Annotated in this window: 21 protein-coding genes; 11 read left to right on the top strand and 10 right to left on the bottom strand. The window is 39.5% G+C overall.

All coding sequences use genetic code 11. The annotated features are described in order from the left end of the window. The first annotated feature begins 217 nt into the window (after positions 1-217). The 4 genes from FNT16_RS19630 to FNT16_RS19615 all read left to right on the top strand — a co-directional run bounded on the left by FNT16_RS19630 (position 218) and on the right by FNT16_RS19615 (position 3,002). Positions 218-613, top strand: coding sequence for a hypothetical protein (locus FNT16_RS19630; RefSeq protein ID WP_143873703.1), 396 nt, complete (start codon positions 218-220; stop codon positions 611-613). A 155-nt stretch (positions 614-768) separates the two neighbouring features. After that, positions 769-1,236, top strand: a complete 468-nt coding sequence (locus FNT16_RS19625; protein ID WP_143873923.1) for a DUF2059 domain-containing protein — start codon at positions 769-771, stop codon at positions 1,234-1,236. 77 nt (positions 1,237-1,313) lie between these two features. Further along, complete coding sequence (locus FNT16_RS19620; protein ID WP_143873701.1) at positions 1,314-1,826, top strand: GNAT family N-acetyltransferase; 513 nt, start codon at positions 1,314-1,316, stop codon at positions 1,824-1,826. A 111-nt stretch (positions 1,827-1,937) separates the two neighbouring features. Next, on the top strand, positions 1,938-3,002 hold the full coding sequence (locus tag FNT16_RS19615; protein WP_143873700.1) for a RelA/SpoT domain-containing protein: 1,065 nt from the start codon (positions 1,938-1,940) through the stop codon (positions 3,000-3,002). A gap of 35 nt (positions 3,003-3,037) precedes the next feature. On the opposite strand, the gene FNT16_RS19610 is transcribed toward FNT16_RS19615, so the two are convergent. From FNT16_RS19610 to FNT16_RS19600, 3 genes are all read right to left on the bottom strand, one after another. Continuing rightward, positions 3,038-4,957, bottom strand: a complete 1,920-nt coding sequence (locus tag FNT16_RS19610; protein ID WP_143873698.1) for a sulfatase family protein — start codon at positions 4,955-4,957, stop codon at positions 3,038-3,040. A 174-nt stretch (positions 4,958-5,131) separates the two neighbouring features. Beyond that, positions 5,132-6,001, bottom strand: a complete 870-nt coding sequence (locus FNT16_RS19605) for an EamA family transporter (RefSeq protein ID WP_143873696.1) — start codon at positions 5,999-6,001, stop codon at positions 5,132-5,134. A 30-nt stretch (positions 6,002-6,031) separates the two neighbouring features. Further along, positions 6,032-7,900 (bottom strand): TonB-dependent receptor plug domain-containing protein, encoded by a 1,869-nt coding sequence (locus FNT16_RS19600; RefSeq protein ID WP_143873695.1) that lies wholly within the window; start codon positions 7,898-7,900, stop codon positions 6,032-6,034. Between the two features lie 117 nt (positions 7,901-8,017). On the opposite strand from FNT16_RS19600, the gene FNT16_RS19595 reads away from it, so the two are divergent. Next, the gene (locus FNT16_RS19595) at positions 8,018-8,530 is read left to right on the top strand and encodes a peptide-methionine (S)-S-oxide reductase (RefSeq protein WP_246072552.1); all 513 of its coding nucleotides are present in this window, start codon (positions 8,018-8,020) and stop codon (positions 8,528-8,530) included. A gap of 11 nt (positions 8,531-8,541) precedes the next feature. On the opposite strand, the gene FNT16_RS19590 is transcribed toward FNT16_RS19595, so the two are convergent. The 4 genes from FNT16_RS19590 to FNT16_RS19575 are packed head-to-tail and all read right to left on the bottom strand — an operon-like array spanning position 8,542 to position 11,606. Continuing rightward, the gene (locus FNT16_RS19590; RefSeq protein ID WP_143873693.1) at positions 8,542-9,408 is read right to left on the bottom strand and encodes a bile acid:sodium symporter family protein; all 867 of its coding nucleotides are present in this window, start codon (positions 9,406-9,408) and stop codon (positions 8,542-8,544) included. A gap of 52 nt (positions 9,409-9,460) precedes the next feature. Next, entirely contained in the window at positions 9,461-9,892 is a 432-nt protein-coding gene (locus tag FNT16_RS19585; RefSeq protein ID WP_143873692.1) for a nuclear transport factor 2 family protein, read from the bottom strand. Positions 9,893-9,918: 26 nt separating this feature from the next. Next, complete coding sequence (locus FNT16_RS19580) at positions 9,919-10,962, bottom strand: pyridoxamine 5'-phosphate oxidase family protein (protein WP_143873690.1); 1,044 nt, start codon at positions 10,960-10,962, stop codon at positions 9,919-9,921. 5 nt (positions 10,963-10,967) lie between these two features. Next, positions 10,968-11,606, bottom strand: a complete 639-nt coding sequence (locus tag FNT16_RS19575) for a glutathione S-transferase (RefSeq protein ID WP_143873688.1) — start codon at positions 11,604-11,606, stop codon at positions 10,968-10,970. Positions 11,607-11,799: 193 nt separating this feature from the next. Here FNT16_RS19575 and FNT16_RS19570 point away from each other — a divergent pair, with 193 nt between their 5' ends. Then, positions 11,800-12,699, top strand: coding sequence for a LysR family transcriptional regulator (locus tag FNT16_RS19570; protein ID WP_143873686.1), 900 nt, complete (start codon positions 11,800-11,802; stop codon positions 12,697-12,699). Here FNT16_RS19570 and FNT16_RS19565 read toward each other — a convergent pair. Next, positions 12,696-12,845 (bottom strand): helix-turn-helix domain-containing protein, encoded by a 150-nt coding sequence (locus tag FNT16_RS19565; protein WP_246072550.1) that lies wholly within the window; start codon positions 12,843-12,845, stop codon positions 12,696-12,698. The two genes, FNT16_RS19570 and FNT16_RS19565, sit on opposite strands and share 4 nt — an antisense overlap. A gap of 25 nt (positions 12,846-12,870) precedes the next feature. Between FNT16_RS19565 and FNT16_RS19560 the strand changes: the two genes are divergently transcribed. The 4 genes from FNT16_RS19560 (at position 12,871) to FNT16_RS19545 (ending at position 15,254) form a co-directional block, all read left to right on the top strand. Continuing rightward, on the top strand, positions 12,871-13,107 hold the full coding sequence (locus tag FNT16_RS19560; RefSeq protein ID WP_143873685.1) for a carboxymuconolactone decarboxylase family protein: 237 nt from the start codon (positions 12,871-12,873) through the stop codon (positions 13,105-13,107). Positions 13,108-13,438: 331 nt separating this feature from the next. Then, positions 13,439-13,732 (top strand): type II toxin-antitoxin system Phd/YefM family antitoxin, encoded by a 294-nt coding sequence (locus tag FNT16_RS19555; protein WP_143870009.1) that lies wholly within the window; start codon positions 13,439-13,441, stop codon positions 13,730-13,732. Then, the gene (locus FNT16_RS19550) at positions 13,729-14,139 is read left to right on the top strand and encodes a type II toxin-antitoxin system YafO family toxin (RefSeq protein ID WP_246072548.1); all 411 of its coding nucleotides are present in this window, start codon (positions 13,729-13,731) and stop codon (positions 14,137-14,139) included. Before FNT16_RS19555 ends, FNT16_RS19550 begins: the two co-directional genes overlap by 4 nt. Before the next feature lie 500 nt (positions 14,140-14,639). Further along, a complete protein-coding gene (locus FNT16_RS19545; protein WP_221935108.1) occupies positions 14,640-15,254 on the top strand; it encodes an Abi family protein in 615 nt (204 codons plus the stop codon). A gap of 469 nt (positions 15,255-15,723) precedes the next feature. Here FNT16_RS19545 and FNT16_RS19540 read toward each other — a convergent pair whose 3' ends face one another. Both FNT16_RS19540 and FNT16_RS19535 read right to left on the bottom strand, forming a co-directional pair. Continuing rightward, positions 15,724-16,305 carry a class I SAM-dependent methyltransferase gene (locus FNT16_RS19540; protein ID WP_143873683.1) on the bottom strand — a complete coding sequence of 194 codons (582 nt, stop codon included), beginning with the start codon at positions 16,303-16,305 and terminating at the stop codon, positions 15,724-15,726. Between the two features lie 143 nt (positions 16,306-16,448). Beyond that, positions 16,449-18,128 (bottom strand): sulfatase-like hydrolase/transferase, encoded by a 1,680-nt coding sequence (locus FNT16_RS19535; RefSeq protein WP_143873681.1) that lies wholly within the window; start codon positions 18,126-18,128, stop codon positions 16,449-16,451. A gap of 365 nt (positions 18,129-18,493) precedes the next feature. On the opposite strand from FNT16_RS19535, the gene FNT16_RS19530 reads away from it, so the two are divergent. Further along, positions 18,494-21,709, top strand: coding sequence for an FG-GAP-like repeat-containing protein (locus tag FNT16_RS19530; RefSeq protein WP_246072547.1), 3,216 nt, complete (start codon positions 18,494-18,496; stop codon positions 21,707-21,709). Positions 21,710-21,783: the final 74 nt, after the last annotated feature.

Genomic DNA, 21,783 nt, shown 5'->3' with positions numbered 1-21,783 from the left:
CAATATGCACAATGTCGCCCTAAAGGGCCGACCTACACAGCTCGAAACTCGAAACTCGAAACTTGAAACTCGTAGCTCGAAACTCGTTGCTCAAAACTACAATGTAGGTCGTGGCTTCAGCCCGACAAATTTTGCAATATGCACAATGTCGCCCTAAAGGGCCGACCTACACTGATTGTGAAACTTGAAACTCGCACCAAGAATCTAATGAGGATGTATGAAATATAAATTATTAATAAGTCTGTTCATTTTTATTATGTGTAGCACTGCCAGTGCACAAACGCCAAAAGAGTTGAAATGTGAGACATATGGATATGCACAAACAAAATATTCTGGCAGCGGGGGCATTGACCTGTATGAACAAAAAGGGCGGCCTAACTGGCAATTAAAAATATCATTTGAAAAAGGGCTATCCGAGTCTAACGAGCCTGAAATGGGATTCCTTCAAGAAAAATTAACGAAAATCACTAAACAAGTTTATCTGGGTAAAGGTGTCGATAATGGATCAGCTTACGAGGTTGCTTTTGTCTTTTCTAAAGATTTTGATCTTATGACGCTTTCTCAAGATGGTACTTTTACCGGGTTTTACGCTTGTCTTGTCACTAAAAAATAAACTTGCAATAAAACAGGCAACTCGCTTAGATTAGAAACCTAAGCGGTTAAACGATCATACAAACGAAAGTAGGAGCTGTTTGACTGCTTAAAAATGAATTATTCATAAAAACGTGTGGATAAATATTAAAACTATAATGATTAGGGATATTGGGTATGAAAAAAATTCTATGTTCAGCGTTGCTATGTTTATTTTCTATTGGCAATGGTTATGCAAGCAATAGTTCAGTGGACAAAATGTTCGAAACTATGCAAATGGATAGTCAATTAAATGGCGGCTTTGAAGCGATGCTGCCGGTGATCGACCAAATGTCAGGTCAACTAAAATTAGACGCCGCAGCAAAAGAAGAATTAACAAATATTTATAGAACATGGTTTAATGAAGATATTGATCGCACTGCAGTCATCGACAAAATTAAACAGCTATACGCTCAAAGCTTTACTGAAAAAGAAATACAGCAAGTCACAAAATTCTACCAGACACCAGTTGGACAAAAGTTTCTTCAAAAATCTCCGGAGTTAATGAAACTGGGCGCTCAAATCGGAATGGCAGAAGCACAATCAAAACAAGCCCAACTATTAAGCCGGTTAAAACCCTTTTTTAAAAAGCATAATATCGAGTGATTTTTGTATCACGCATCGCAATTACCTGTAAAGCTGCTTTCAGCTAACCTTCAACATCTTAGGTAGATAAGGAAATCATGAAATTTACAATTAGAAAAGCATTGATGGGTGATGTTGATAAAATCGCACAAATACATGTAAATTCTTGGGCATATGCATACAAGGGACTGATGCCTCAAAGTTTTATCGAAAGTTATACAATAGAAAAACGCCAGAAACTGTGGTCGAGCATCATTGGTCACAACTTAGCGGAAGTTCTTGTTGCGGACAATAGTAACGGAGTTGTCGGTTTTCTGTGTTTTGGTCAACCTAAAAAGTTAAAAGGCACAGCAGTATATGAATTGAGCTCTATTTACATAGATCCTGACAACATTGGTAATGGTATCGGTCAAAAACTTTACAATAAGTGTGAACAAATGCTTTGCGAATCGAAAGCCCAAAGCATTTCGTTATGGGTACTGGATAACAATAAACGCGCATTAAACTTTTATACAAAACAAGGTTTCACACCTACAGGTGAAATCAGTAAAGAAACTGCAAATGACGTTGTTCTTAACGATATCGAGTTGGCAAAGAAGCTACCTGTTTAATCTTCTAGAAAAGTTTTAGATTGGTTTAAATAGGGAGGTGTCTCGTTAGCTTTATTTTTACCTAAGTAGTAAGATAAGGCGTTCAGAAAGACTTAGGCACAAGGCGTTTCGATGGTTAATGAAAACTACGAAAAAACAAAACAATATTTAACGTTTTCTAAAAAGCAAGTTGAAAAAGCCGGTCGTGTTATCCGCAAAAAAGACGGTGATTATGACCATGCTGTCAGTGTGATTCAAAACTTTCGGGCCGCACATTTATACCCATTGCAAATAATTAAAAATTTAATTTGGAAACACGTCAAAAAATTAGGCTTATTAGAAACAGCTACCATAGTACGGCGTTTAAAACGACTACCTACTATTATTGATAAACTGCAGAGACAATCTTTAGATGGTAAAAGCGAAAACGCGATCAGTTTAAAGCGTATGCATGATATCGGAGGTTGCAGAGTAATTGTTGAATCACTTTCGGATTTATACAAGCTCAGTGATAGTTTAGATGACAGTCGAACTGTGCACGGTGTGAAGGTATACGACTATATTCAAACCCCAAAACCTACTGGTTATAGAGGTATACACAGAGTATATAAAAGCTATGCAAACGTTGAACAACATAAGTGGAAAGGCTTCCAGATTGAAGTTCAGTTGAGAACGAGACTACAGCATCTATGGGCAACTACTGTTGAAATAGTTGACATTATTGAAAAAGAAACTTTAAAAACAAACCCTCAGGCTGCTAGTGCAAATTGGAAGAGGTTATTCTTTATTATGGGCGAATTTCTCGCCGTTAAAGATGGTTCCTTTGAAATATCAGAACAACAAAAAATAGACTATAAAAAAGAATTAACCGCATTAAACGAGTTGCTCACTGCTTATCATAAATTAGATGCATTCAATAGTGCGTTTAAAATGGATGAAATAAAAGATAAGTCGAAAAGTTCGGGTTACACATTACTTGTATATAACAACGAAGCTCAATCAGGCAACGCCTTTTTGTATGCGGCTAATAAAAAAGAAGCCGCACTACGACGTTATGCGGAGCTGGAAAAAAATACAGAGGTAAATGTACTTTTGGTTGCTGGCAGCGATCTTAAATCAATTGAAAAAGCCTATCCAAACTATATCAATGATACATCAGAGTTTCTTTCTGAGTTTAGTCGTATACTTTTGTCTTGATATACAACGTTTATCAATTTAATAATTAGATCATTTTAATTTCCCAAACTTGGTTTCAAATATTTGATGCGACTTGAAGTCCAATAGTGTGTAACGCGTTGTAAATGTTGGTTTGTATCTGATTTTGTCGCTTCGCGCCATGCTGGTTTTGTTGTGATATCAAAGGTGTACCCCTCTAAGTCATACAATACAGTGGCGATATTCATAATTTCTAGCGCCGATAGGGTGTCGTTTGTACGTTCAATTAACTGAGGTATCACGATACTTGGGTTGTAATCAGTCGCTAATGTTAAAAACTCTACCGCACGCGCTGCAATAACAGGGTTAGGGTGAGCAAGTAAATTACTAATCTGATCAACTTGATCGCCCGCTTGCTGTGCAAAATAGGTAAAGCCAATGAGTGCCCAGTATTGCTGCCATTGAGCATTTGAATTCAGCGCTTTAATGAGTTGAGGTTTTGCTTGGGACCAACCCAATAGTTGCAGGTTTGCGATGTCAATTAATTGAGCAATTTCTGAAATATTCTGCTCGCCAAATTTGTGCGGGCTTTTAAATGCATATTGAGCTAAATGAGATTCTGGGAAAAACGCTAAATCAGGCATAGATTTTAGTTGGTTGTTTAGCCTTTTTCTAAGTGCAATCAATTGCGATTTATAATTTGGATCTTGTGCTAAGTTATGGGTTTCGAATGGATCAACAGAAATATCGTACAAAGCCTCTGCTGGTTTTGCTTTGAAAAAAGCAGATTGTACGGCATTTAATTTTTGTTGTTGAAACAAGTCTTTCCATTGCTGATATGCTGCTTGGCGATAACGATATTGGTTAAACAAGGCGTTTGGAATGTACGGCATATAATTTCTGACGTATTTTAAATTGCCTTTTCGCAGGGTACGAACCATATCAATTTTTTCGTCAAATCTGTCAGCGTAGGCGAAACTGTCATCTCGTTGGTTTAACTGTTGCAAGCTTACATCAAAACCTAAAAACGCTTTACCATCATGATAAGGGTTGGCTTTGGCATTGGCTAATTTAAGCAAAGTAGGGGCGAAATCGACAAAGTTGATAAAACCATCAATTTTAGTGTTTTTCAATTTTTGCATACTCGGATGCAATAAATGGCGGTAGTTTTCGGGTACACGTACAACCAGCGGAATATGTAAACCAAGGTCGTTTACATAACCTTTTGTGCCGGGAAGCACACCACCATGGTCGCCAAAATAAAAAATAAAAGTATTTTCTAGTTCGCCGTCTGCTTTTAATTGCTTAATTAATTTGCCAATTTTTTTGTCTAAAACTTGGTGTTGGTCTAGATATCGTGCAAAGGTATATCTGAATAACGCTGTATCTGGGTAAATAGGCGGTAATTTAATTGCATCCGGTTTGTGCTTTGTTGGTTTGCGGGTGACATCCGTTGCAGGAAAATGTAGATTGTACTCATGTGTGGTAGTATATGTTTGCATATGAAAAAATGGCTGTTTGTTGGCACGCGCTTTCCAACTAGCCGTATTTGATGATGCATCCCACACAGGATCGTTTTTATGCTCTACAAAATTAAAGTCGTTTTTAACATTATTGCTTGTGTAATAGCCTTCTGCTTTTAATAATTGCGCGATGGGTCGCACACCTTCTGGTAATTCGCTCTCGGTATAACGCCTGTGATAATTTAAAGCGATTTTGGATGCATACACACCCGTAGCCAAAGTTGACCGTGCAGTAGAGCATACCGGTGCATTAGAAAATGCATTGTTAAAAATGAGTCCGTCTTTGGCTAACGCTTCTACATTTGGCATCTCTGCGCCTTGTTTGTTGTACAGGCGTGAAAAGAAATACGAATTGTCTTCTGAAACTATCCAAAGAAAGTTAGGTTTGTCATTTGATAGGTTAGCCGCGTAAAGTTGGCCTTCGAATAGACCGCCCAATAAAACTAGATACAAAAAGAGAACGACAAAACGCATTAAAGACACAACCCGTATTTATTTAAAAGTGTATTTTTGTATGTGAATTATTGTCGGGTTTTAAACTGCTGTCAATTGTTAATTGTTTGTAAGTCGTTGGGGCCGCGTAGTACTTGGGCGCGTTTAGGTTTTAAATCCGCTTACTTTTTGCGTGTTGCTTGTTGCGTGCGCCTGTTAAGTGTGCGTTTTACGATTTGCAAGTACCACGGCGCATGTAATTAATGCAGCACCAATTGCCAGCCGGATCAATTGTTCAGGCGTGCCACCTGTTGCTTCACCAAAAATAAAGAGCGAAGTGAACATAGCCAGCGGCACAACCGCGTTATTAAATGCAGCCAGCACACCCACTGAGGTTTGTGTTGCGCCTTTATTCCAACAAAAGAAACCAAAACCAGAGGCAATGATGCCCAAATAAATTAAAGCAAACCATTGTGCAGAAGTGGCTTGCATTGGTATCGGTGGCTGTTTGGCGATAATCAAGGTCGCCAGGGCGGTAAATATCGCAGCACCCAAATACAAATAACCAAACAAATTTGCGTCTTTTAGATGTGGGCGCGCTTGTTTCCAATCGCGGTAATAAACCTGTCCAAATGCAAAAGCGACATTGGCAATTTGCATTAAGATAAAGCCAAGCCAAATTGCATTTGTCTCGATATCTTTAGCCTTAATAACGGCTGCGCCTGCAACTGAAAGCAGAGTGGCCAGCAAGTACCAAGGGCTAAAACTGCGCTGACGAAGGTCGTTAATTAGAACCACATATAATGGCGTTAATACACTAAAAAGAGCCACCAAATGTGAAGGAATAAAACGAAATGCTGACAAGTAACAAGTGTACATAATGCCAAATTGCACAGCACCTAGCAGGACAAGCTGTCGCTTTTCCTGCCAGTTGGTTGTGTTAAATTTTAAAAATGGCAAAAAGGCAATAAATGCCAGTAGTAAGCGTGTATCGGCAACCTGAAGTAAATCTAATCCTTTTAGCGTGTTGCCGATAATTCCGAATGAAAACGCCCAAATGAGCGTTGTGATTATCAAATAAATCATTGTATTGCGCTTACCTTAAAGATTGTTTGATTACCAATTATAGGTTGCACTCACCGTGTATTGTTCTCCGCGGCCCGGCGTGCCCGGTATTTCTTCAAAGGATTCGTCCCATAGATTGTCTGCCGCTAACGCAATAGACAAACCGGATATTTGTTTTGGGGTAAAGGTTAAGGTTAAATGCGTGAACAAGGCTTCATCTTGACTATTTGTGCTACTGGCTCTTAATGGATTATCATGTTGCTTGCGCCATTCATTATCTATTCTGAACTCAAGTATTTCCATTGGTCGCCATATTGCACCTAAGGTTATTCTATGGTCAGGAAAGTTTAAAGCATAAAAGCTTGCGTCAATCTCTTCAGAGCCATAATCTTCCGATTTATGTAAATAGGTGTAACTGGCAATGATTTCAGCCGAGTCGAAGTATTGGGTAGCGAAAAACTCCAAACCTAACGTGTCAATATCTACCGGGTTAGCAACACGAGCCGAGGTTGAATCAAAGCTAAAGGTCCAGTCAGTTAAGTTATTATCTTGACGATAAAAAATTGCTGAATTTAAACGCCAGTTGTGTTCGTCCAGAAATAATCCAAGCTCGATATTTGTGGTTGTTTCACGTTTTAAATTGTAATTACTTCTGAATAAACCGCCGCTGTCGCTGCCACCTATTGCAGTATAACCCGCCACTTGACTGGCTTGTGCGTAGGAAAAGTAAAGCGTTTTTGCCGAGCCATCCGCCTGAGTTTTTTGCCATGCGACATCACCTAACAAAGACCATTGTGAATCATCTCGGTTGCTATCATCAAACGCTGCGCCTAAGCGCATTGTGAGTACTTGGTCGGTTTGTAAATCGATTTGATATTCAGGCAGTATGCTTGCTTTAAAATAGCTGCGAGAAGTAAAGTTGTTTTCAAGTGAAGTGGATTCAATTTCGTCTGCTAACAACTGTGATGAATAATTAAGGGCAAAAGACTCGTTTATAGAATGGCGCCCTGCAAGTGCGAGTGAATCCACATTCGTCTCGTGAAACGACTGAAATGTTTCGGGATTCTCGCGTGAAAAAATATAGTGGTCATTATGGCGACGGGTGTACGCTGTTACTTCAAAACGACTGTCTTTTGCATAAGTGTGTTGATGATTCAGGATAATTAATCGTGTTTTAAGATCTTCGGTTTCGTTTACGTTAAACGGTGTATACATATTTGGCCAGCCGAAAAACTTATGCTGCACCCCAAAAAACAAATCAGTTTGTGTATTTGAGCTGGTGAGCTGAATGCGAGCTGATGCACGGTTAAAATCGTGATCACCAAATTTTACCGTACCATCACTGGCAGAACGGGAATATTCCCCTTCAAAAGCCAAATTCCAATCGTTAACGTTTTTTAAGGGCATTTGATAACCGGCATGGATGCTTTGTAAGTTAAAGTCATGATTACCTGCAGCAACAGATAAACTACCTGCGGTTTGAATGGGTTTCCAAGCAAAAGAGACGGTGCCAACTGAACTGTTGACACCATAAAGCGCATTATCAGCACCGGTTAAAATATAAGGGCCTTGTAACATTTGTGGGGCAATTGGAATTTCAGAAACGTAATGACCCGTTTGTGGATCAAATAACGTAGCGCTGCCCACTCGAAAACCTGTGTTTTCAAATATGCCACCCCGGATGGTGACATCGGCTTGTGCTTCGGCCATGTTGCGCGACTGCAAATCAACTCTGGGATCATATTCTAAATTTGAAACCGGAGCATCAAAAGTACCCACTGGAACTTTGTTCGCGGTAGCAGAAGCTTCAATCGTAATTTTTTCGATTTCCTGTGTGTTTTTTGTGTTGTCTGCAGCAAGTGCAAAATTAGGAAGGCTACATAACAAAGTGGGCAGTATTATTTGTACAGCTCTAATCATATAATGTTCTCTTTTACGCAAAATAGAAGATAAATCTGAGGACGATTGAAAAATCACATAGGTAAATTTGCGTGGTATTGTATAGCAAATTTAAAATAATGCATTTGATAATCATTTATGAATAAACAAGCGATGAAAAATGAAACAACGCAGCTAGAAACCTTATATTTCGCCGGTGGATGCTTGTGGGGCGTGCAAGAATTTATGAAACACCTGCCCGGTGTAGTCAGTACAGAAGCAGGCCGTGCGAACGGCACAAGCCAAACAACAGACTCTGAATACGATGGCTACGCCGAATGTGTAAAAGTCACCTTTAATACAAATGCTGTTACCTTAACTCAATTAATCGAGTACTTTTTTGAAATCATCGACCCTTATAGCATTAATAAGCAGGGCAATGATGTAGGTGAAAAATACCGCACGGGCATATACAGTCGTCAACAATCTCATTTAAAGTTAGCTCGGCGAACGATTCAAAGTCGGGCCGATGCAGATAAGGTGGTTGTTGAAATTTTACCACTCAGCAATTACGTTAAAAGTGACGATGAACATCAGGACAGACTTTCTAACAATCCGAATGATTACTGCCATATTCCCAAAAGCATCTTGCATAAATATAAAAATGGCTAGGCGATTACTTATTAAACTGTCTCATTATCTATTTTTACCCAATACGCAAACACAGCGCCGGTTACAAACATTAATAAACTATAGGTGATTGCTGGTGTTGTCATCACTGGATTTTGCAAAATACTATTGGCTACGAGTAAAGCTAAGGTACCATTTTGAATGCCAACTTCTATACCTATACTGGTCGATTGACGTTTATTTAAACCAAATTGTTTCGCCAAATAAAACCCCAGCATTAACGTTGTGACATTTAAACTTAATGTTGCTAAACCGGTAGCGACAAAATAACCCGCCATGTTTTCCCATTCGTTGGCTACGATACCCGCAATTATCAAAAATAAAAAAATTAAAGACAGGGCTTTAACGGGTTTATCTGCTTTATGGGCGAATACTGGAAACTGACGATGCAACCACATACCAATGGCAACAGGCAATAAGGTGATGGCAGATAATTGAATCATTGTTTTGCCAATAGGTAATGAAAAGTGTTGTGATTCGTTCATAAACAATTCCATCATCCATACGGTTAAAAGTGGAATTGTAAAAGGGGCAAATAAACTGACAACGGCGGTTAAACTTATCGAAAGCGCAGTATCACCGTTTGCAAGGTAACTGTACATATTGGATGTCACGCCGCCCGGGCAAAATGTCAGCAACATTAAACCAACGGCTAATTCAGCTTGTAGTGAAAACAGCCAAACAAAAATAAACCCCACCAAAGGCAGTAGCAACATTTGGCAGGCAATACCGATAATAGCCGCTTTGGGCTGCAATAATACTCTGGAAAAATCAGTTAACTTAAGTGATAACCCCATGCCCAACATAATAATAAATAATGAAGCGGGCAATATAACCTGAGATAAAATTGTAGCTTGCATGCAAGCGCTCCAAATTTCATTAGATTGCTTTTAGGTTATAAAAGATCTTAGCTCAAGAAATTAATTCGCGCTCATTTTCTGCGATGGGTTGGTCGTTAATACTGGCGATCCGGGTTTGCATATAGCCGAGTTCGTCAAACTCCCACAATTCGTTACCGTGCGAGCGATACCAGTTACCGGCGTCATCATGCCATTCGTACGTAAAGGTTACTGCGATGCGGTTATCTGTGTAAGACCAGAGCGTTTTTTTAAGTTTGTAGTCGAGCTCTTTTTCCCATTTACGCGTTAAAAATGCTTGTATTTCTGCACGTCCTTTTAAAAATTCAGCCCGGTTGCGCCATACCGAATCAGGCGAATAGGCCATGCTGACTTTTTCAGGGTTTTTACCATTCCATGCATCTTCTGCAGCTTGCACTTTTTGCGCTGCCGTTTCTGCGGTAAAAGGTGGAAGGGGATGGCGTGGTTTGCGTATTTCAGTTGTCATCGTTTTGATTCCTATTGTTTTGATTACTATTGCTTTGATTCAGGTTGATTTAATTCTGATTGATTTAAATGAAAGGCTTGATCTGCTTGTTGCCAGGTTCCGGTGTTTTTTAAATTGGCTGAAAACTCAGCGTTTCCCCAGACAAAGGGTAAAAAATGAGCGGCCCACTCACCGTGCGTCATTTCAAAGTCTATAAATCTAAGGGCACCTTTGAAATATTTGAGTAGGGGATCATTTTCGATGATTTTGGCAAAACCGGTCAGCTGTAAAAGATGGCCGTGCTGATAATCAACAAAAGTTAAGCCGGCACATCCGTTTTGTTTGATATTGCCTAGCGTATTAAAAAACTGATTACCGGAAAAATCGGGAAAGCGAATTGTATTACCATCCACTTTTACAAAACCCGGTAAACCACCACGATGTGAGATATCAGCGCCATTGCTGACATGAGAGTTAGCGTTGTTGTGATAAAAACTCGCAATATAAAATGAATCAGCCTGCTCAATCAGGGCTCTATGCGATTCATCCAACTGTTTTATCTGTACTCTGCTTTTGTCATTTTGTGTTGTGCTGGCCGTAAACCCAAAGTGGCGCGCTCGAATATATTTAGGACAGTTGCCAAACGATTGTTTGACCGACAAGTGTATTGTATTGCCTGCCCACTGAGTAATTTGCGCGCTGAGCCTATTACGCCGTCTGCTTGCTGCTTCAATGCCCAGCAAACCGATTGTATCTTTGATAGATTCTTTAGATAACTTACTATCATTAAATGTGCTGTCAAGTTGAATGCTCAATTGCGTTTGGTTATGCACATCAATCAATTTGTTCTGTGTATTAAACACAATACTGGCCCAGGGCGCGTTTGTCTGATCGATAAAGCCTAACCAAACGAATGGAAGTTGGCTGAAAAAAATTTGGTGCTGCTCTGGCATAAAGGGGCGGATAAATTGATTGCCGACAGCTTCCATCTTTTCGCCAATATTTAGCTGTTGATGAAAGGCTTGTTCGCCAGAATGAAAAACAGAGCCCTTCGTGCTTCCGGCTAAATATTTATTTGATGCATGCGCCATGCTGATTACACCAAGGTTTGCGGTTGGTTTAAACCGACAGGCGTTGTAGGCATCGCAACAAAACCCGTTAATTGTTCAATCTGCGACAACCAGCGCAGTACATTGGGATACAGAGCTAAATCGATTCCACCTTCTGGTGCATGTGCGATATAACTATAATTGGCGATATCTGCAATGGTTGGGCAATCACCGACCAGCCAACTTTTGTTTATTAGATGTTTATCTAAGGTTGTCAGCACTGTTTGACTTATATTTTGCGCATCTGTGATGTTTACCGGCGCATTAAAAACGTTTTTGATTCTTGCTCTAGCCGGGCCATAGGCAACAGGACCTGCTGCGACCGATAAAAAACGTTGTATTTCGGCCATTAAAAATGGATCTTGTGGCAACCATTTGTGCGCTGGATCATAGGTGCTGGCTAAATACACTAAAATAGCATTAGAGTCTGCCACATAGCGACCTTGGTCTTCTAACACAGGTACCTGACCGAATATATTTTTGTTTATAAACTCAGGCTTTTTGTGCTCGCCGTTCGCTAAATCGAGCTGAATAAATTCGAATTTTAGTGACAACAAAGATAAAAATAACGAAACCCGATGTGAGTGACCGGACAATTCAAAACCATATAATTTTAGCTGACTCATTTTTGTACTCCGTAAAGTGTTAATGTGTTTATTGGCAAGGGCTATTGTTATTCTTGTTGAATAATTAATAAACACCGTTACTATTGAATTATTGTCAACGTACCGTGAACAATAGTGTGGCTTCTTATGGCTCTGATAATACAAGCCCCTGTTGTAGTGCTGGAATACGCAAAGTTAATGTGAGTACTAAAAAATGGATACTTTAGATGGCATGCGAGCGGTTATCGCTGTGGTTGAAACGGGCTCTTTTACCGCTGCCAGCGAGCGTTTAGCCATTTCAAAAGCTTTGGTTAGCAAATACATAGGTGAAATTGAAGCAAATTTAGGTGTGCGTTTGTTTAATCGTACAACCCGACGCATTTCATTAACTTCAACCGGGCAAAACTATTACGCGCACGCGCAGCAGATGTTAGAAATGTATGCCACCATGATGGATGATGTTAGTAAGGAGCAATCAAGCCCAAAAGGCGTTTTAAGAATTAGCGCCCCCGTCACCTTTGCTGACGTAAAACTATCACCGGTTATCGGCAAATTTTTATCGCAATATCCCGAATTGGCGGTAGAGCTAATCGCAACTAATCGCGCGATTGACATGGTAGAAGAGGGGATAGACGTTCGAATTCGCTTAGGGGCGGTAGAAGATTCAAATTTAATTGCCAAACGCATAAACCAATGTCCATTGATTGTTTGTGCTTCTGGAAATTACCTTAAAAAATTTGGCACACCCAAAACGCCAACTGAGTTAACACAGCACACCTGTTTGGTTGACCGTAATTTATCAATAGGTGATCAATGGCCGTTTACTGACAATAACGGGGTGCAACACAAAGTAAAAGTAAATTATCGATTTTCATCTAACAGCCCGCGCGCTTTAGCCGAAATGGCTGCGGCAGACGGTGGAATTGCTTTAATTACGCAAAATGTGACAGACGACTTTATAACATCGGGTAAATTAGTGCGATTGTTTGGCGACTATACCGTTGCCGAGTTTGGCTTGTATTTACTCTACCCACACCGAAAATATGTATCGCGAAAATTGCGCTGTTTTATTGAGTTTATGCAAACAGAATTTGGGGCAGGTTCATTTAGCTAAGGCTCATTTTTAATTTTGTTACGAAACTGGCCCGGTGTAATACCGATAACTTGTTTAAATTCATGTGTAAAATGCGACTGGTCGTAAAACCCGAGTTCACAGGCCAGATCTGCAATACTTATTGAGCTGTTGTTTGTTCTAAGCAATGCTCGGGCTTTAATGGTGCTTTAAATGCGGCAGAATTTTTTTAGCGCGCAAGAACGCGCAACATTAGCTTGGACAGAAGCCCTAACAAAGCTTACTCATGACGACAATATGGATAATTTAAGAACTCAAATGCAGCGCCATTTTAAAGACAAACAAATTGTCGATATTACGCTAGCTATTTGTAATATTGATAGCTGGAATCGTTTTGTCGCGGGTTTTGGAGCTGATGTGGGTAGTTACCAACCCGGACAATATAGCTAAGGTAAATGAAATGGCTCGCACTAAACGACAAGACTAGGGTCGTGAAACGAGCCAACTTTCTGGTGTTATTTAGTTACCAATCTACTGCAACCAGCCAAATGCTGACCCGTAGTGGTCTAATTTAAAATTATCCCTGCATATTTGTAAACCCGTGCCAGTTGTACTAGACCATCACAAACCGAGTTGGAAAAAAGTGCCAATTGCGGACATAGATACATAACTCATTTTTGCCCCATTTCGTGACAGCACACACTTTAATCAACTTGATTCTGTACAAATACGCAATGTTAATGTACAATATTAAGTACACAGAAAAGTACAAAGGTGTATTATGAAAACAAGTACAATCTATGCAGAAAAAGCAGTGTCATCAAGCGAAGCTAGAAAACATTTTAAAGATTGTTTATCAGGGGAGCCAGTTGTAGTTTTATCGAACAATGAGCCTGCTGGTTATATGATGAGCGCCACTTTTTTTGAAGGGCTAATGAAAGCTTTGGAGGGCAAAAATGCTGACTCTGTTTCATCATTTAGGCCAATGAGTGCTCGCTTAGAAGTCATTTCTCATCTGAATGCTCAAGCATTAACAGAGCTTGATGAAAGTATTTTGGATGAGTTTCAAGAGTGACTAAGTCATTAAATATTAGAGTTTTTAAGCATAAGATCTTAATTGATTCACTTACTGAAAGTGAGCTTCAATCTTTGACTAAAGACTTTAGACACTATAAAGAAACAGGTCAAAAACCAGATTTTTTTGGCCGAGATGAAGCTTATAATCATCCCGATACATTACCGATCTTGAAGTCAGAGGAAGTTAAGCACATTCACTTAGCTGCTAGTGATGCTCCGTTCTTAAGTTCTATCCAATTTTACCAAACGAGCGATAAGCACTTAGTGTATTGTCAAGGTTGGAATGACCTTAGTTGTTTTCTGTTAATCGCCATCCTTGCCCCTGACGCTCATGAGCAAGCTCGTAATCGAACTATCATGCATAACTTGGGTTTGATAGCTGAAAAATTTCGGCAGCAATTCTAAATCGCTTTTGTCCAGAAATGAGCTAGAGTGAACGTCTACTCCTCGCTCTGTGCGTTAATCCGCAAAGTGCCAATAGAGGGAGCTGACTTTTGAATTTTAAAAGCTGGCTGCCGGATCATAAGCACACACTTGGGTCACAGGGATACCATCTTTTCGTGTTAACCCAAGTCATGCCGAACTGGAAAGAAGTAAAAGCCAAGTTAGATGATATGGCGGAGATGTATTTGAATGGATGATTTTAATATTGTAATTGACGCCACTACCCAAATTAGCAATGTTAGTACTAACATAACCGCCACGCCTAGTACCCTTATGGGTGTCGCGCAACCTTGGCGGTTTTTCTTTATCTAAAGCATATGAAATGTGAGGCGTGAACGAGATTTATGCCACGAATACCTTACACAAAGCCACCGCTAACTTTCGCAGAACAAATCATCCGCCTTGAACAAAAAGGTATGTCTTTTCGCAATTAGGCTAAAGCTGAAACTCGTTTAGCCAGTATCAGTTATTATCGTTTAAGTGGTTATTGGTACCCTTTTCGCTTACGTGATGAGCAAAATCAGACAACCAATAAATTTGAGCCAGATACAAATTCTGTTGATGTAGTTTTTCTGTACGAAACAGATCGCAAACTTCGTTCTTTGATTTTGGATGCCATAGAAAGAGTTGAAATAGCAGTAAGAACACAATTTACTTACCATATCGGGCACAAATATTTAGCTTTCGGGCATACCGATAAAAATAATTTCCATCCAAAATTTAAGCACGCGGAATGGCTAAAAAAACTAGAAACGGAAGTGCTTAGATCGAGTGACGATTTCATTCGGCATTATAAATCAAAATATGCAGGGTTTCCGAAAATTCCAATTTGGATGCTAACTGAGGTTATGTCCTTGGGGGCTTTGTCTTTTGGATACAATGGACTGATAAATGATCAAAAATCAGGTATTGAAGACAAAAAAGCAGTCGCCCAACATTTTAACCTCCATCATAAGAAATTGGGGGACTGGCTACATACTTTAACGTATGTCAGAAATATTTGTGCTCACCATAGTCGGCTTTGGAACAGATTAAACCCGACAAAAATAAAGATAGCAATTGGTTACCGCCAATAACGCCTAGAAACGACAGAGTGTTTTATATTTTACTCATGCTTAGACATTTGTTGAACGCGACCGGTAATGGAAATGAGTGGGCACAACAAATAAATGAAGTACTAACACCAATATCTGAAGTTAAGAGATGGCGAGTTGCTATGGGGATGCCTGAAAATTGGAAAGCTCACCCTTTGTGGAAATAACAAATTTATTGGTTACATAAAGTATCTGTTAATTAAAGATCCACTTCTCGCTCAAAACCGCCACCTTAATGCCAGGCTCTGTTTCTATTAAATGACCACAAGAATTTAAGCCAATGTTGCTGCAAGTAAAAAGCGAACCCTATGAAAGTTGCAACTAGTGCTTTCGGCTAACCTGTTGCTGTACTAGATTAGAAAAAACTAATTGAACATCTAGAAAATCCGCATGTTCCAGCTTCAAAACTTTAACCCGTGCCAGTGTTAATAGACCATTTCATAGTCTTTTTTTATGAATATATTTCCCAAATTACAATGCCGTCGATGGCACTGGGAATAGTTCTATTTATCTTTAATCCAAGCTTACGTGCATACTCTGAAATTCCCCCGGCATTACGATATCGCCTAAACGCCCGGTAGTGGCCGGATATTATTTCATCGAACTCTATGCCGAGTTTAACTAGAAAAGATTTAGGTGTCGCGTAATCTGCTACCAATACCTTTTCGGACTTTTCAGCCATAATTCTCAAAACTGTGCAAGCTTCTTTTTCGTTCATTTCGTGCAGACATAAAGTGCTGGTAGCAATATTAAATTGAGGTAAATTTAGGCTTTTCGCATCATTGCTTTCAAAGGCTAAATTCGATATTTGGTTATCCTCACATTTACGATTAGCGAAGTTAATCATATCCGCATCTAGGTCTACACCAAATCCATAACTTAATTTATACGCTGCTTTAAATAGTAAGTCTCCGGTTCCACAACCAATATCTAGCACTGAAGACTCAGAGTCAATTAACTCGACCAGCTCGGCCCTAAGGCAGGACAATGCTTTATCAGCCAAATTGGCTTTGATCCAGACTTTAAGCTTCATACTGTTTTTGCAGCCATAGTAGAACGACACATTAGTGGGATGTCCCGCTAACTTTCGCAGAACAAATCACCCGCCTTGAACAAAAAGGTACGTCTTTTTATTCAAGGCTAGCATAAGCTACGTATTTGAAACACCCGTTAATATTAATACGGGTCTTTTGGTCTTATTTCTATGCGTTTTGCATATTCAACAATCTTGTTTTCGGCTTTCCATTTTTTGCACATTGCTTCTAGCTTTTTCACCAATTCAGTTTTTTTATCAACCAAGTTATTGGTTTCACCCGGATCGTTTTGTAAATCGTAAAGCTCGTGCACAATGCCAGGTTTAGCCAGTGTTTGCAGATACCAACCTGGCTCTATCAACAACTTCCAGCGGCCTTGGTAAATAACGCTCTGTTGGCCTTTGTCGTTAAAGAAAATCGCTTCAGGCGGTGCCATTTTTTTGCCTTTAAGGGTTTTTACAACACTTCTGCCATCTGGTTTTCTCGGGGTTTTATTTCTAAATTTTTCCGGAAATTGTATGTCTGTAATTTCTAATACAGTGGGCACTATATCACCCACCCAAACCACATCATCTGAAATGGTATTTGCCGGAATCACACCCGGCCAAGCTGCAATTGCGTGTGCGCGTGCTCCGCCTTCCCAAAGAAGCGCTTTTACCCCTTTATAGGGTGCGTTCATTAAATCGCCAATATGCGCGGCCGCGCCATTATCCGAAAAATACATTACCAGTGTATTTTCATACTCGCCACTGTCTTTTAGGCCTTGGATTAATTTGCCGACATTTTCATCTATTTTTTCCATCATTGCTGCGTGCAAAGCGGCTTGTAGGCGGAATTTTTCAATTTTTTCTTTCTCTTGTTTGGTCCACAAATAATTGTTATTCGCTCTTTCTACACCTTTTGGAAAAATTCCGGCGGCAACTAACCCTTTATGTCGGTCATCTGCAATTTTTTGTAAATCGCTGTAGCGTTTTAAATATTTCTGAACCAAATCTTCGGGCGCTTGTAATGGTTTATGCGGCGCGCGGTAGGCTGCATACATAAAGAATGGTTCGGTTTTTTTAGAAGCCTCGTGAATCATCTCTATTGCGCGATCGGTCATGCCGTCGGTTGCGTAAAATGTTTTACCTGATTTGCCGTGGCAGCCACCATAACGTTTTTTATTAAATGCATTGTTGGTGTAACAGTGCATTTTATAGTTGTAGTTATATTCTAGTTTTGCTTTTTGGTTGTCTTCAAAATAGTTGTGATTGTCACCGGGTGTAAAAAATAGATTGCCTTGCGCACCATGAAAAACAAAACTCTTCTGAAAACCACGTTGCGGTGGTAACGCTAAATAGTCTTGTTCCATTTCTTCTTCGGTCAGTTCCATGCCCGGGTGGGTTTTTTTCCAATAGTCGCTCATGCCTTTAGGGTTATTTTTGATATAACTGCCGCCTAAATGCCATTTACCTACCATTAACGTCTGATAGCCATTGCTGCCCAATATTTCAGATATTAGCGGTTGCTCGTAAGGCATGCGTCCGCGGTGTGCCGGAAACGGAAATTCCCGAACCCAGTCGCCTACAACACCACCACCAAAACCAACGTGCGCAGCATCCACACCCGTTAATAAACTGGCGCGTGTTGGGCTGCATCTTGCGTTGCTGTAAAAATGACTAAACCGCATACCTTGTTTAGCCAGTTGATCAAGATGAGGTGTGTCAATCTCACCGCCAAAACTACCTAAATCTGTATAACCGGCGTCATCTGATAAAATAATCAGTATGTTTGGTTTTGCATCGGCTGCGCTACTGCTAAATGAAATTAATGCAGTGAGCATTATAAATAATCTAATAATCAATTTTACACCCTCAATAATAATTATTGTCAAATGTCTACAATGTAAACAAAGTGTATATGAAAGATGGAAAAAAGTCATGGTTGATTTAAAAAGTTTTTGTGTTCGGCAGATGTAAATTGCTGACCAATTCTAGTGGTGAAAATACGTTAAGTTAGTTTAGAAAAAACATTCATTGTTAAGTGAATCTAATCTTTCTGGTTTAAAATTAGGTTTTCAATCTGTTACAGACTCACACTACAATTATTTTTGGTGGTTGTTTGTAAACAATTAATTGTACATTGAGTATTTATCTTAGTTTAGTAGACTGTCAAAAATTATAACGACTTATTATAACTACTAGGATAGTGACTTTGAACAGACTACAAAACGATATCAAAAGTGTAAAAACGCTTTGTTTGATGCTATTCGCATTAATCTCGCTCATCGCTTGTCAAAATGAAGCGTTGTTAAAACAACCGATAGAATTGAACATTAACGCGGCAACTAAAATACCCGTTATAGTGCAAGGATCGTTAACAAAAAAAGTCAGTGTTACGCTGGATAATCCAAAAAATTATGCCAATCTCAGCTTGTTTGCAGATGATACACTGTTATTAGACAGTCTGAATATCCCATCAAAAGGCGTACAAACGCTCAACTTTGTCATTGAGTTCCCACAATCAGGTGAAGTTGAACTTGCTTTATTAGCACAAAATGCAAACTTAACCATTCAGCAAATTAAATTTGAAGATATAAAAGATTTAACGCTTGCCAAGTTTACCGATGCTTCTACTCGTGTGGGTTTAGATAAAGTCAGTTCAATTAAATATGGTGGCCCAACCGTTGCGGATATTGATAATGACGGCGATTACGATTTTATCGTCAATAATCACAATCAGGAAAGCAGTAAACTATATTGGAACAATGGCGATGGAACGGTTAGCAAACATGATAAAAATTTAGCCAGATGGTTTATGCACGATTTGCATGGCACATCAGTGGCAGATTATGACAATGATGGTGATCTTGATTTAATTGTGACGCAAGGCGGTGGTAACGGTAAAAATCCATCTAAAGCTAATTTTTACCAAAATAATAATGGCACTTTTGTTTTAATGACAGGCGATGTTGGCATATTTAGAGGGGGGCGGGGCCGTGGTGCTAAATGGTCAGATATGGATCTGGATGGTGATTTAGACCTGTTATTATTTAACGAAACCAGCTTACATGGCGATAAACCACAGCACTTCTTTTATGAAAATTTAGGCAATGGCAAGTTTGAATTTAAAGAGGTGCAAGGTATTCAGGATGTTCACCCCTCACGCGTACTGCTAACTGATTTAAACAATGATTCAATCGATGATTTCATATTCTATAGCCCTTTGTCAGTCTGGTTGGGCAATGGCGATTTTACCTTTACTGAAGCGACAAATATGCTACCTAAAGAGATAGTGGCTGTGGGGCAAATTAAGGCGGTTGCGGATATAGATATTGATAATGATGGCGATCTCGATTTATACCTTGCTAGAAGTAAAGAGGTTGAAGATAAACGAAACGAATCCCCTTCTTTTGATTTTAACCCTTTAAAACAGCAGGTGTCGATTAAACCGAGTGGCATGAAGGGGGTGGATGAATTTGAATTTATAGCGGAAAAATCCATTCAGTTTTTTAATTTTGGTTATTTAGCGCGCGGCCCACAACGGGGTAAAGACTATCCAATATATTTAGGTAAAGATAAATTAAAACAAGATATTAAACCCGGCGAAAAACTCAATATACAAGCAAATAACGCGCAAGGTTGGCCGTCTGATATTTCAATAAATGGTGTTTATTTTGGTTATCTGGGGAGCGATAAATGGAAAGCCGCTTTAGTGCGAAACGGCGATATTTTCTGGCACTTCAAGTTCACGTTAGAAGGTGTTACCCAAGCAACACCGCACTTTGAACCCCAAAATCGCAATGGCTCAGATTATCTATTGCGCAACGACAGCGTTTCGCAACTCACGGCAGCACGTAAGCCTGCTAAAACAAGCCCATCTATTCATTTTACTGATGTATCCGCTAGCTGGAATATTCCTAAAGGGGCAAATTCTACGGGTGTAACAGTGGGCGATTTTAATAACGATAGTTATCAGGATTTATTTGTTTATCGTTGGGGCAATATACATGGCCGTTTATCAGACTATATGTTGTTAAATACCGGAAAAGGGCAGTTTGAAACTTTGACGCAGCATGGTGCAAATGATGTTGATGGGCCAGGATATGGTGATATGGGGCAGGCGTTCGATTTTGACGGCGATGGTGATATCGATTTATTAAATGGCAGTGAAGGTGGTGAATGGTACTTATATCTAAATGAAAATACGATTCAAGATTCACTTAAAAACTCATTTAAAAACAAGCGTAAGAGCATTGAAAATAACTTTGTGACAGTGCGGGTTGGTTATTCGCCGACTAAAAATATTGATCCAATTTCAGCCGTTGTAACGATAAAAGCGAAAGGCAAAACCTATCAAAAGAGAGTTGGATCAGCCGGCGCTATATTTTCGCAAAGCTTACTTAACATTGTACATTTTGGTTTAGGTCAAGCTGAGCATATTGATGAAATTAAAATTAGATGGCGAAATGGCGAAACCGTTACATTTAATGACAAAGCCGTTAATCAAAAGTACGACACGGATGCACTCGATCCTAAAACAATTAAATTGATACCTTCTAAACTTAATCTAAGAGAAGGCACGGATTATCAGTTGGATGTTGCAATGACACCGGCCAACTCAAAAAAAGTGTTGCAATGGCACTCAGATAATAACAATGTTGTCACTGTCGATTCACGGGGGCTCATAACCGCTGTTGGCAAAGCGGGTGAGTCGGCAAATATTAGCGTTACAAGCTCTGCTAACCAACTGGATGAAACAATGACAGTAACTTTGGAGCCTTGGTATCCGGTGGCTGCTAAATCAATTGATATAAAGACAGATAATTTGTCTTTAATTGTGGGTCAAAGTATTGATTTGCGTGCCAATGTTGAGCCTGTTTTGGCCGATAACAAAAATATTATCTGGCAAAGTCAAAATTCTGATATTGCGAGTGTTTCTAAAAGCGGTACTGTCACTGCGAACGCCGCTGGAAAAAGCCGTATTAAAGCGATTGTACAAGACAAACCAAATCTGACGGATGAAGTAGAAATAACCGTAGAGCCTTACATTGAGCCATACATAAAAATTCTTAACGAACAAGCCTTTGCCGATGCAAACTTAAAAGCAGGTGACAAGCTGACAATACAAGTGGCGTATCATGCAGGTTCTGGTAATAAGGTGATTTATTCAGATGAAGGGGGCGTTAGAGTTTGGTTACGGCATTTCAAATCTAAATGGATCCCGGTAAAAGATATCATAGTGGTAAATCAAAAAGCCTTAGGAACTGAATCCGGTGAGTTTGAAGCTGAAATATCCTTGGCGGATTTAAAACCGAATAAACGATTGCCAGATTCGCATATTTATCAAATTCGGGCTTCATTTACCGCAAGTGATGGAAAAATGCATGATGTAGTCATTTATCCACTTAATATTGTTGAATAAATTTATTCTAGACATTTCCCCGTAACGCCAAAAATATTTTGATAGAGCAAATATCTGATATTTTTGGCGGATCC

Origin of the sequence: Catenovulum sediminis (genome assembly GCF_007289895.1) — a bacterium.
In the GTDB taxonomy this organism is placed as follows: Bacteria; Pseudomonadota; Gammaproteobacteria; order Enterobacterales; family Alteromonadaceae; genus Catenovulum; species Catenovulum sediminis.
Note: the sequence above shows the minus strand (reverse complement) of the source record. Positions and strands in the feature narration are given on the sequence as shown.

Coding starts and splice junctions, on each gene's coding strand:
- FNT16_RS19630 (WP_143873703.1), top strand. CDS start 218: ATGAAATATAAATTATTAATAAGTCTGTTCATTTTTATTATGTGTAGC.
- FNT16_RS19625 (WP_143873923.1), top strand. CDS start 769: ATGAAAAAAATTCTATGTTCAGCGTTGCTATGTTTATTTTCTATTGGC.
- FNT16_RS19620 (WP_143873701.1), top strand. CDS start 1,314: ATGAAATTTACAATTAGAAAAGCATTGATGGGTGATGTTGATAAAATC.
- FNT16_RS19615 (WP_143873700.1), top strand. CDS start 1,938: ATGGTTAATGAAAACTACGAAAAAACAAAACAATATTTAACGTTTTCT.
- FNT16_RS19610 (WP_143873698.1), bottom strand. CDS start 4,957: ATGCGTTTTGTCGTTCTCTTTTTGTATCTAGTTTTATTGGGCGGTCTA.
- FNT16_RS19605 (WP_143873696.1), bottom strand. CDS start 6,001: ATGATTTATTTGATAATCACAACGCTCATTTGGGCGTTTTCATTCGGA.
- FNT16_RS19600 (WP_143873695.1), bottom strand. CDS start 7,900: ATGATTAGAGCTGTACAAATAATACTGCCCACTTTGTTATGTAGCCTT.
- FNT16_RS19595 (WP_246072552.1), top strand. CDS start 8,018: ATGAATAAACAAGCGATGAAAAATGAAACAACGCAGCTAGAAACCTTA.
- FNT16_RS19590 (WP_143873693.1), bottom strand. CDS start 9,408: ATGCAAGCTACAATTTTATCTCAGGTTATATTGCCCGCTTCATTATTT.
- FNT16_RS19585 (WP_143873692.1), bottom strand. CDS start 9,892: ATGACAACTGAAATACGCAAACCACGCCATCCCCTTCCACCTTTTACC.
- FNT16_RS19580 (WP_143873690.1), bottom strand. CDS start 10,962: ATGGCGCATGCATCAAATAAATATTTAGCCGGAAGCACGAAGGGCTCT.
- FNT16_RS19575 (WP_143873688.1), bottom strand. CDS start 11,606: ATGAGTCAGCTAAAATTATATGGTTTTGAATTGTCCGGTCACTCACAT.
- FNT16_RS19570 (WP_143873686.1), top strand. CDS start 11,800: ATGGATACTTTAGATGGCATGCGAGCGGTTATCGCTGTGGTTGAAACG.
- FNT16_RS19560 (WP_143873685.1), top strand. CDS start 12,871: ATGCGGCAGAATTTTTTTAGCGCGCAAGAACGCGCAACATTAGCTTGG.
- FNT16_RS19555 (WP_143870009.1), top strand. CDS start 13,439: ATGAAAACAAGTACAATCTATGCAGAAAAAGCAGTGTCATCAAGCGAA.
- FNT16_RS19540 (WP_143873683.1), bottom strand. CDS start 16,305: ATGAAGCTTAAAGTCTGGATCAAAGCCAATTTGGCTGATAAAGCATTG.
- FNT16_RS19535 (WP_143873681.1), bottom strand. CDS start 18,128: ATGCTCACTGCATTAATTTCATTTAGCAGTAGCGCAGCCGATGCAAAA.